Genomic DNA, 666 nt, shown 5'->3' with positions numbered 1-666 from the left:
CCAACATCCCGCCGCACAATCTCGGCGAGCTGATCGACGCTTGCATCGCCCTCATCGACGATCCGAGCCTGACCATCGAGGCGCTCAACGAGATCGTGCCCGGTCCCGACTTCCCGACCGGCGGCCTGATTCTCGGCCGCGCTGGCACCCGGCAGGCCTACGCCACGGGCCGCGGCTCGATCATCATGCGGGCGAAGTCCCATATCGAGGAGCTGCGCAAGGAGCGCGAGGCGCTGATCTTCACCGAGATCCCGTATCAGGTGAACAAGGCGACGCTGGTCGAGAAGATCGCCGAGCTGGTCAAGGAGAAGCGCGTCGAGGGCATCTCGGACCTGCGCGACGAATCCGACCGCGACGGCATGCGCATCGTCGTCGAGATCAAGCGCGACGCCATGGCCGAGGTCGTGCTGAACCAACTCTACCGCTACACGCCGCTGCAATCCTCGTTCGGCTGCAACATGGTGGCGCTGAACGGCGGCCGCCCCGAGCTGATGAACCTGAAGGACCTGCTGCTGGCCTTCAACGACTTCCGCGAGGAGGTCGTCTCCCGGCGCACCAAGTTCCTGCTCAACAAGGCGCGCGAGCGGGCCCACGTCTTGTGCGGTCTGGCCATCGCGGTCGCCAATATCGACGAGGTGATCCGCCTGATCCGCACCTCGCCGGACC

Annotated in this window: 1 protein-coding gene; it reads left to right on the top strand. The window is 65.8% G+C overall.

Going from position 1 to position 666, the window contains the following annotated elements; genetic code table 11:
- Positions 1-666: DNA gyrase subunit A (locus tag C1631_RS25275; RefSeq protein ID WP_497707255.1), on the top strand; the 666-nt coding region annotated here is incomplete at both ends.

It is taken from the genome of Chryseobacterium phosphatilyticum, assembly GCF_002899825.2.
GTDB lineage: Bacteria > Bacteroidota > Bacteroidia > Flavobacteriales > Weeksellaceae > Chryseobacterium > Chryseobacterium phosphatilyticum.
This window is presented reverse-complemented; position numbering and strand designations above follow the sequence as displayed.